At 63.9% G+C, this 9,310-nt stretch carries 9 protein-coding genes; 7 read left to right on the top strand and 2 right to left on the bottom strand.

From position 1 onward, the window contains the following. Positions 1–23: 23 nt before the first annotated feature. Together Q0176_RS07625 and clpB are read right to left on the bottom strand one after the other, a co-directional pair. Complete coding sequence (locus Q0176_RS07625) at positions 24–845, bottom strand: hypothetical protein (protein ID WP_299301038.1); 822 nt, start codon at positions 843–845, stop codon at positions 24–26. 254 nt (positions 846–1,099) lie between these two features. Beyond that, complete coding sequence (gene clpB, locus Q0176_RS07620; protein WP_299301035.1) at positions 1,100–3,706, bottom strand: ATP-dependent chaperone ClpB; 2,607 nt, start codon at positions 3,704–3,706, stop codon at positions 1,100–1,102. A 195-nt stretch (positions 3,707–3,901) separates the two neighbouring features. Between clpB and Q0176_RS07615 the strand changes: the two genes are divergently transcribed. The 7 genes from Q0176_RS07615 (at position 3,902) to Q0176_RS07585 (ending at position 9,192) form a co-directional block, all read left to right on the top strand. Continuing rightward, on the top strand, positions 3,902–5,068 hold the full coding sequence (locus Q0176_RS07615; protein WP_299301032.1) for an aminotransferase class I/II-fold pyridoxal phosphate-dependent enzyme: 1,167 nt from the start codon (positions 3,902–3,904) through the stop codon (positions 5,066–5,068). Next, a complete protein-coding gene (locus Q0176_RS07610) occupies positions 5,062–5,676 on the top strand; it encodes a sugar transferase (protein ID WP_299301029.1) in 615 nt (204 codons plus the stop codon). The genes Q0176_RS07615 and Q0176_RS07610 overlap by 7 nt, the downstream gene beginning before the upstream one ends. Further along, positions 5,673–6,575, top strand: a complete 903-nt coding sequence (locus tag Q0176_RS07605) for an FkbM family methyltransferase (protein ID WP_299301026.1) — start codon at positions 5,673–5,675, stop codon at positions 6,573–6,575. The genes Q0176_RS07610 and Q0176_RS07605 overlap by 4 nt, the downstream gene beginning before the upstream one ends. After that, positions 6,566–6,973 (top strand): VOC family protein, encoded by a 408-nt coding sequence (locus Q0176_RS07600; RefSeq protein WP_299301023.1) that lies wholly within the window; start codon positions 6,566–6,568, stop codon positions 6,971–6,973. The genes Q0176_RS07605 and Q0176_RS07600 overlap by 10 nt, the downstream gene beginning before the upstream one ends. A gap of 61 nt (positions 6,974–7,034) precedes the next feature. After that, positions 7,035–8,105, top strand: a complete 1,071-nt coding sequence (locus tag Q0176_RS07595; protein WP_299301020.1) for a 3-oxoacyl-ACP synthase III family protein — start codon at positions 7,035–7,037, stop codon at positions 8,103–8,105. 49 nt (positions 8,106–8,154) lie between these two features. Continuing rightward, positions 8,155–8,376: a hypothetical protein gene (locus Q0176_RS07590; protein ID WP_299301017.1), complete on the top strand. Its 222-nt coding sequence runs from the start codon at positions 8,155–8,157 to the stop codon at positions 8,374–8,376. Between the two features lie 45 nt (positions 8,377–8,421). Further along, a complete protein-coding gene (locus tag Q0176_RS07585) occupies positions 8,422–9,192 on the top strand; it encodes an SDR family oxidoreductase (protein ID WP_299301014.1) in 771 nt (256 codons plus the stop codon). Positions 9,193–9,310 lie beyond the last annotated feature (118 nt).

Below are 9,310 nucleotides of genomic sequence, written 5' to 3'. Positions count from 1 at the left end.
GATGGAGGAAGATCATCGGCCTCTCACAGCATCGAGATGACCCTTCCCGGCTCCGGAGCGTAGCGGGCTCGCTCGAACAGCGCCCGGGAGACGTCGTACTCCCCCCATACGGCCAGAAGCAGCTCTCTCAGGGAGAGCTTGCGGCGCTCCCGAACCTCTCCCCACAGCGTCGGGGGGAAAAAGGCCCAAAGATTGAAAGCCGCACGTTCCCGCGTACCGAACCGGGACAGGACCAGATATCCCGAGCCGGGGTTGAACAGAAGGAGGGGCACGGTGTTCTGGGAGACCATGTGCTGAAGGTCCTCCCTGGAAAACGACAGTGTCTCGAGCTCCGAGAGATCCTTCTCCCCGGGGAGGTCAAGGATGGAAAACCATATCCGGGCGGGGGCGTCGGGGTCTGAAAGCTTCGGGCCGGCCTTCAGCCAAGCACGGAGCCGCACCACGATATCGAACTCACCGCGGGCAAGCGCGAAGCGCAGGGCCCAGTACCCCTTGCGGAGAAGCTCGTCCTCCTCGAGAAAGCGGCTGAAGGCCCTCTCATCCCGGAAGGGGACCCCCTCCGCAAAGGCGGCGTTCTCCCTCATCAGCCCCCTCAGGATGAGGACCGCGGATAGATGGTCTCCCGGCGGGTCCGTCTGGACCAGCAGCGCGTCCCGGAGTCCCGTGACGAGCTTCGGGGGCAGCACCGTGACGGCGGTGCCGTCCACGGCGAGGGACAGGTCCCTGTCCTCATAGAGGAACAATTCCCGAGGTTCGTCGCCCGGCCTCCCCCATACCCAGCGCTCGGGGGCTCCCTTGGGAGAGCAGCCCAGAAGGTAGCGGTTGTACGGCAGCAAAACCATCACGAAGGGCCCTCCGGGTTCTGGGACCCCCTCGGGGAGGGACACCTGCGGCAATTGGGCCAATGTTCCATCGGACATCAATTCAAAGATCAAACCGCTCCCTCCCCTGCTGAAGAAGACAAAACGACACCCGGGAAAACGGGGCGCGCTCCCGCCCCGTACGCTCGGCTCCGCATTAGCTTATCACAAGAGCCCGGCAAACGCATCCCGTGAAAGGCCATCCCCTTCGGGACGTCCGACGTCTCGAGAAGGGTCCGTCAGGCGAAGGCAAAGGTCAGCGCTCCGTCCCTGACCCCGATCGTGACCGTCGCCCCGTCCCGAACGTCCCCCGCGATCAGCGCCCTCGCTAACTTCGTCTCCACGTTCCTCACCAGATAGCGCTTGAGCGGACGGGCCCCATAGACGGGGTCGTAGCCGGCATCGGCGATGAAGTCCACGGCATCGTCGTCGGTCCTCAGGGTGATCTGCCGCTCGGCCAGCCGGCCGGCCAGGCCCTGGAGCAGAAGGCGGACGATCTGCCGCACCTCGCCGCGGCTCAGGGGCTTGAAGATCACGATGTCGTCGACGCGGTTCAGGAACTCCGGGCGGAAGGATGCCCGCAGCGCGCCCATGACCTCGTCGCGCGTCTTATCCGGTATCGTACCGTCCGGCGTGATCCCCTCCAGAAGGGAGGCGGCCCCGATATTGCTGGTCATGATCACGACGGTGTTCTTGAAGTCCACCACCCGTCCGTGGCTGTCCGTGATGCGCCCGTCGTCCAGGATCTGGAGCAGGATGTTGAACACGTCCGGGTGCGCCTTCTCGATCTCGTCGAACAGGATGACGGAGTAGGGACGGCGACGGACGGCCTCGGTGAGCTGCCCGCCCTCGTCATACCCGACGTAGCCGGGAGGCGCCCCGACCAGGCGGGAGACCGCGTGCTTCTCCATGTACTCGGACATGTCGATGCGGACCAGGTTGTCCTCGCTATCGAAGAGCGTCTCGGCCAGCGTCTTGGCCAGCTCCGTCTTGCCCACCCCCGTGGGCCCCAGGAAGATAAAGGAGCCGATCGGCCGCCGGGGGTCCCGTATCCCGCTCCGGGCACGGAGCACCGCGTCGGCGACGAGCCCCACGGCCTCGTCCTGCCCGATCACGCGGCGGTGCAGCCCTTCGTCCAGCTTCAGCAGCTTCTCCTTCTCGCCCTCCACCAGCCGCGTCACGGGAATGCCCGTCCAGCGGCTGACGATATCCGCGATCTCCTCCTCGGTGACCTCCTCGCGCAGCAGGCGTCCCGACGCGCTTTCCTTCTCGGCATCCGCCTCCTTCGCCCTCAGCTCCTCCTCCAGCTTCCGGAGCTGACCATAGCGGAGTTCGGCAACCCGGTTGAGGTCGTACTCGTGCTCGGCCTTCGCGATGTCGGCCTTGACCGCGTCAATCCGGCTCCGCAGCTCGCGGATGCCCGTGATGGCCCCCTTCTCCGTCTCGTACTGGGCACGCAGGGAATCCGCCTCGGTCCGGGCCTCCTGCAGCTCCTTCTGCAGAGCCTTCAGGCGCTCCGCCGACGCCGCGTCCGCCTCGCGCTTCAGCGCGGTCTCCTCGATCTCCAGCTGCATGACGCGCCGCGAGGCCGCGTCCAGCTCGGAGGGCAGGGAGTCGATCTCCGTCCGGATCATCGCGCAGGCCTCGTCCACCAGGTCGATGGCCTTGTCCGGAAGGAACCGGTTGGTGATGTAGCGGTTGGAGAGCCTCGCCGCCGCGACCAGTGCGTTGTCCCGGATGCGCACGCCGTGGTGCACCTGGAGCTTCTCCCGGATGCCCCGCAGGATCGAGATCGTGTCCTCCACGTCCGGCTGCTCCACGTCCACCGGCTGGAAGCGCCGCGCGAGCGCCGCATCCTTCTCGATATACTTGCGGTACTCGTCCACGGTGGTCGCGCCGATGCAGTGAAGTTCCCCGCGCGCCAGCATGGGCTTGAGCATGTTCCCGGCATCGACCGCCCCCTCGGCGGCCCCGGCCCCCACGATCGTGTGGAGCTCGTCGATGAAGAGGATGATGCGCCCCTCGCTCTGTCGGACCTCGTTCAGAACGGCCTTGAGGCGTTCCTCGAACTCGCCGCGGAACTTTGCCCCCGCGACGAGCGACCCCATGTCCAGGGCGAAGACCGTGCGGTCCTTCAGCCCCTCCGGGATGTCGCCGCGGACGATACGCTGCGCCAGCCCCTCGACGATCGCCGTCTTGCCGACGCCGGGGTCCCCGATCAGCACCGGGTTGTTCTTCGTCTTGCGGCTGAGGATGCGCACGACGCGGCGTACCTCCTCGTCCCGCCCGATCACGGGGTCCAGCTTGCCCTCCCGCGCCATCGCCACGAGGTCGCGGCCGTACTTCTCGAGCGCCTCGTAGGAGGCCTCCGGGTCCGCGCTCTGGACCCGCTGCGAACCGCGCACCTCCGTCAAGGTCTTCAGGAAACGGTCCTCGGTGATCCCCAAACGGCTCAGGATCCTCCCCAGGTTCGTCGCCGCCCCTTCGCCGAGCATCTCCAGGAACAGATGCTCGACCGAGACGTACTCGTCCGTAAGCTTCCTGGCCCGCTCCTCGGCCCGCATCAACAGCTTGTTGAGACGCGCCGTGACGTAGACCTTCCCCGCCTCGGCCCCGCCCCCCGTCACCCTGGGAATGCGGGCCACCTCATCCGCGACGAGCTTCTCCAGGACCTGCAGGTCGACGTCCATCCGGCGGAGCATCCGCGGGATCAGCCCCTCCCCGTCCCGAAGCAACGCCAGCAGGAGGTGCGCGACATCCACCTCCTGATTGTTGTTGCCTATCGCAATTCCCTGAGCCTCGGAGAGCGCCTCCTGGCTCTTTCGCGTCAATTTATTGAAGTCCATACCGATTCCTCCTCGAAAGGATATCTGACCAATTATGACCAAATTATAAATTCGTGTCCGCGCCACTGCAATACGTCGTTTGCCGTATTGGGCGCTTTAACTTTTACGTCAAATGCGATACACTTTTTCAGAAATGGGAAATCCGCCCGATGAGGACAAAAGGACTTTATCGCAACTTTATCGCAAAGAAGGACGATGAGCTTGGTGCCGCAGGAACGTATTTATCTCTCCCCGCCCCACATGAGCGGGGATGAGCTCGTCAAGATAAACGAGGCCTTCGCCTCGAACTGGATCGCACCGCTGGGACCCCACGTCGAGGCATTCGAGCGGGAGACCGCCGAGCTGACGGGCGTCCGGGCCGCAGCGGCCCTCTCGTCGGGGACGGCGGCCCTGCACTTGGCCGCGGAGCTGCTGGGCGTGGGGGCCGGAGATCTGGTTCTCTGCTCCTCGTTCACCTTCGCGGCGTCCGTTGCGCCGTTCTTCCACAAGGGCTCGGAGTGCGCCTTCGTCGATTCCGAGCCCGAGTCCTGGAACATGAGTCCGCAGGCGCTCGAGCGGGCGCTTGCCGAGACGTCGGCGCAGGGGCGTCCGCCCAAGGCCGTCATCCTGGTGGACCTCTACGGCCAGAGCTGCGACATGGACCCTCTGCTGGAGCTCTGCAGGCATTACCGCGTGCCCGTCGTGGAGGACGCCGCGGAGGCGCTGGGCTCCCTCTACAAGGGGCGCAGGTCCGGCTCCTTCGGGACCTTCGGCGTCTTCTCCTACAACGGCAACAAGATCGTCACGACATCGGGAGGAGGGATGCTGCTCTCCGACGACGCCGAGGCGCTCGAGAGGGCGCGCTTCCTCGCCACTCAGGCGCGCGACTCCGCCCCCTGGTACCAGCACACGGTTCTGGGGTGGAACTACCGTCTGAGCAACGTCCTGGCGGCAATCGGTAGGGGGCAGATGCTCCATCTGGACGAGCGCGTCGCCGCCCGGCGGTGCATCTTCGGCCGCTACGCCGAGACGCTGGGGACCATCGAGGGTGTGCGCTTCATGCCGGAGCCCTCATGGAGCCGCTCCAACCGTTGGCTCACGGCCCTGACCTTGGAGGAACCCCTCCGCGTCTCGCCCCTCGCCGTGCTGGATCGCCTGGCGTCCCGGAACATCGAGGGACGTCCGCTATGGAAGCCCATGCACCTCCAGCCCGTGTTCAAGGGCGCGCGCTACTGGCCGCACGAGGAGGGGCGCGACGTCTGCGCGGAGCTCTTCTCCCGCGGGCTCTGCCTGCCCTCGGGCTCCGGGATGACGGAGGCGCAGCAGGACCGCGTGACCGAGGCCGTGCTGGAGGCGCTCCACGCAGTCCCGACCGGATGCTGAAGCGTCTTCTGGACATTGTAGGGGCACTTTTGGGCCTGCTCCTTCTGTCCCCCGTATTTCTGGGGATAACGCTGGCGGTCCGGCGCCGCATGGGGCCGCCGGCGCTTTTCTCGCAGCTACGCGCCGGACTTGGGGGACGGCCCTTCCGGCTCTACAAGTTCCGCTCCATGACGGACGCGCGGGACGGGGACGGCTCGCTCCTGCCCGACGCCGACCGGCTGACGCCCTTGGGCGTTTTTCTGAGGCGCACCAGCCTGGACGAGCTGCCGCAGCTCTGGAACGTCCTGTGCGGGGCCATGAGCCTGGTGGGACCGCGGCCGCTGCTTCTGGAATACGTGCCCCTCTACGACGAGCGTCAGAGAAAGCGCCTCTCCGTCAAACCGGGGATCACGGGCTGGGCACAGATCAACGGACGGAACGCCCTGACGTGGGAGGAGAAGTTCGAGCTGGACGTCTGGTACGTGGAGCACCGTTCGCTCCGGCTGGACCTGAAGATTCTGGCGGCAACGGCATGGAAGGTCCTGAGGCGCGAGGGCATCTCCGCGCCCGGGGCGGCGACCATGCCGCCGTTTCGGGGAAGTGGAAGATACAAGGAGAACGATTCATGAGCGCCTTCACCAAATGGGACATTCTGACGCATCGCCTCGACAGGGTCCGGGCAGGATTGGACACTCCATGGGAGTTTCTGTTGCTCCTTCTCGACCATGCGTCCCTGCGCCTTTGGGGAAAGAATCCCCACCGGCATCTCAGGAAAGTCACAAAACGCTTTATCTCCTCGATAACGAAGGAGGACGGCTGCTACCGGATCGGGGAAGCCCGCCTGCCGGCGCTGGACCCCGAGACCGAGCGTCAGTTCTTCGGCTATGTCTTCGAGGACATCTACGACGAAGGGGAGATGAACCGTTACTACTCCCTGTTGACCGAGGGCTTCTTCTGCCTCGAGAACGAGAGGATCGACGTCAGGGTGCATCCCGGCGACGTGGTTATCGACGCCGGAAGCTGGATTGGCGATTTTGCCGCCTACGCCTCCGTCAAAGGCGCAACGGTCTACGCGTTCGAGCCCATCGAGGCGCCCTACCGTTACCTCCTGGAGACGGCAAGGCTCAACGCCAACATCCTTCCCGTAAAGAAAGGGCTGGGGGACTCGGAGACCCAGGCGGTCATGTCGGATGACGACAGCTATACCCTGGGCAATGCCATATTGACCAACGGCCAAACCGGGTCAGCTGTCGAGATCACAACCGTGGACACCTTCGTCCGCGACCAGCGGCTTGCCCGCGTCGATTTCATCAAAGCGGACATCGAGGGGTACGAACGCCACATGCTGAGGGGCGCCCGGGAGACATTGGCGCGCTTCGCCCCCAAACTGGCGCTCTGCACCTATCACCTTCCCGACGACCCGGAAGTCCTGGAGACGCTGATCAAGGAGGCCAATCCCGCCTACGAGGTCGTACAGAAACGCAAGAAACTCTACGCGGCCGTGCCGGGAGGCAACTCATGCGCATAGACCATATCGGATATGCGGTTCAGGATCTTGCCGCCGCCGCAGAAAAGTTCGAGGCCCTGGGGTATCGATCCTGCGGAGAGGAAACCGAGGATCTCGGGCGTAAGGTAAAGATCCGCTTTTTTTCCGACACATCGGGGGTCATGATCGAGCTGGTCGCCCCCCTGCAGGATGACTCCCCCGTCATGGGGTGGATACGGAAAAACGGCAATTCTCCCTATCATATCTGCTACGAGAGCAAGGATCTGGAGCGCGATATCACGGAGCTCAGGCAGAAGGGGTTTATCCTGGTGCATCCCATCGCTCCGGCGCCCGCCATGGGGGGCCGGCGTGTCGCCTTTCTGTACGGCACCGGGACGGGCCTGCTGGAACTGGCCGAAAGCCCATCCCCAAGCCGATAGGCCCCCGCAGAAAAGGAGTTCCGAAAGGAAGCTTCATCGAGAAAGGAACGGTTTCGACCTCATGAGATCATGCACTCTCGACGGAATAAAAATCGACGGCATCTGCGCCTGCGTCCCCTCCCACACGGTGGACAACACAACATTCGGCGCGGAACTTTTTGGAGACAGGATAGAGGACACCATCAGGGTCACGGGGATACGGACCCGCCGTGTCTGCCCCCCCGGGAGCGGAATCACCGCTCTCGACCTCTGTGTGGAGGCGGCGAAAAAGCTGTTGGAACACCATACTCTCACCCCTTCCGACCTTGGAGGGGTGCTCTTCGTCACTCAGACGCCCGACCACGACATTCCCAACAACTCGTCCCGAGCGGCAGACCTGCTGGGCCTGTCCCATAGCTGCACAGCCGTGGACACGAGCTTCGGCTGTTCGGGGTATGTCTACGGGCTCTGGCTGGCCGGACTGATGGCCAGGTCTCTGAATGCCCCCGTCCTCCTTCTGGATGGGGAGACTCATTCCTATTTCACATCGCCAAGGGATCGCGCAACCGCCCTGCTCTTCGGGGATGCCGGTTCCGCGACAATTCTCACACCGGATGAAGGAGCGGATCCCTGGTTCTTCGGATTCCTGACGGACGGTTCAAAACATGACGTTCTGCTCGTCCCAGAGGGGCGCTCACGCAATCTTTTCAACGAGCATTCTCTGGAGTATCGGAATTGGCCGGACGGCGGGGTGCGTCGCCCCATCGACATCCGGATGGACGGAATGGCCGTATTCAATTTTGTGGTGCGCAACGTTCCTCCGGTCCTGACCGAGGTTCTGAAGAATGCAGGGGTCCCGGCCGACGCCGTCGATCGGCTGCTTCTGCATCAAGCCAACCTCTTCATGATCGAACAGGTGGCGAAGCAGATCGGAATATCCCGTGACAAGATGCCCGTCAGCCTGGATCGCTACGGCAACTCCAGCTCAGCGACCCTCCCCGTCACGATTTGCTCGGAACTTGCGGGCGAACTCCAAACCGAAAGGAAGCGGACGCTGCTTGCGGGATTCGGGGCCGGGCTTTCCATCGCAGCCGCTTCGATCGAAATGGGCCCCTGCATCTGTCCCGGCCTGCTCGAATACCCCGGCGAATGAAGGACTGGATCAGAATGAAGCATTTACGGATCGGGAGGTTTGTAGGGCGATGACAACGGAAGAGAAAATAGAGCTCTTGACCAGGACCATCGAGGCCGTGCCCGGCTCGCTGAAGCTGGAGACGGTTCTGAATGAGCTGGACTACTGGGATTCTCTGAGCAAGCTGTCCGTCTTGGCGATGTTTGGCACCCACTTCGATAGGGAACTGGACCTTGGAGTGCTCCGAGCCTTCAGAACCGTCGGCGACATTCTGTCCGAGATGCACGCCTGATGCCGATAACCTTCTTAGGAACGGACGGAATGGAGGTTTGATTGCATGTCCATGGAACCGAATCCATTTTCTCTCTGCGGCCGGACGATCCTCGTAACCGGAGGTTCCTCCGGCATCGGCCGCGCCGTAGCCATTGGCGCAGCGCGGATGGGCGCCCGAATCGCCGTGCTGGGCAGGACCCCGGACAGGGTTCAGGAAACCCTTTCGTTGCTGGAGGGGACCGGCCACGTCGGACATGTTTCCGACCTGACGAAGATCGACGGCATCGAAGGCGACGTTCAGGCTATCCTTGACCGTTCCGGGCCGTTCGGTGGGCTCGTGTACAGCGCCGGAGCGTCGGACGTCACGCTGCTGCGGGATATCGATATGGAAAAGGCCGAGCGGCAGATGCGCCTCAACTGGCTGTCCTTCATGGCCCTGTCGCAGGCGATCTGCCGCCGCGGACGCTATGCCCCGGGGCTGAGCGTCGTCGCATTGGCCTCGATCTCCGCACTTACCGGACAAGTAGGGCTCAGCGCCTACGCCGGGACCAAGGGGGCCCTCATCGCGTCGGTGCGCTCGCTGGCCTCGGAGTACGCGCCGCGCGGCATCCGCTTCAACTGCATTTCTCCCTGTCCCGTCGACACCCCCATGCAGCGGGAGACCCGATCCCGGCTCGGCGAGGAATGGTACCGGAAAGAGGTCCTCGAGAAGGCCCGGCTGGGGCCGCTCGCCCCCGAGGACGTCGCCGACCCCGTCCTGTTCCTGCTCTCCGACGCCAGCCGGCGCATCACGGGCACGAACATGATCGTCGACGGAGGATGGTCACTCTCCTGAGCCAGTAAAAAGAGCGTGACACAAAGAAAGTGAAGCACCAAAAGTCATTTTAATTCCAAATCGTTTGTAGGCAATAAGCAGAGAGCCGGCGAAGAATGAGCCGTGCGAATCGCTTAGA

The organism is uncultured Fretibacterium sp. (genome assembly GCF_938040765.1).
Lineage (GTDB): Bacteria > Synergistota > Synergistia > Synergistales > Aminobacteriaceae > CAJPSE01.
This window is presented reverse-complemented; position numbering and strand designations above follow the sequence as displayed.

Coding starts and splice junctions, on each gene's coding strand:
- Q0176_RS07615 (WP_299301032.1), top strand. CDS start 3,902: ATGAGCTTGGTGCCGCAGGAACGTATTTATCTCTCCCCGCCCCACATG.
- Q0176_RS07585 (WP_299301014.1), top strand. CDS start 8,422: ATGTCCATGGAACCGAATCCATTTTCTCTCTGCGGCCGGACGATCCTC.
- Q0176_RS07595 (WP_299301020.1), top strand. CDS start 7,035: ATGAGATCATGCACTCTCGACGGAATAAAAATCGACGGCATCTGCGCC.
- clpB (WP_299301035.1), bottom strand. CDS start 3,706: ATGGACTTCAATAAATTGACGCGAAAGAGCCAGGAGGCGCTCTCCGAG.
- Q0176_RS07600 (WP_299301023.1), top strand. CDS start 6,566: ATGCGCATAGACCATATCGGATATGCGGTTCAGGATCTTGCCGCCGCC.
- Q0176_RS07605 (WP_299301026.1), top strand. CDS start 5,673: ATGAGCGCCTTCACCAAATGGGACATTCTGACGCATCGCCTCGACAGG.
- Q0176_RS07610 (WP_299301029.1), top strand. CDS start 5,062: ATGCTGAAGCGTCTTCTGGACATTGTAGGGGCACTTTTGGGCCTGCTC.
- Q0176_RS07590 (WP_299301017.1), top strand. CDS start 8,155: ATGACAACGGAAGAGAAAATAGAGCTCTTGACCAGGACCATCGAGGCC.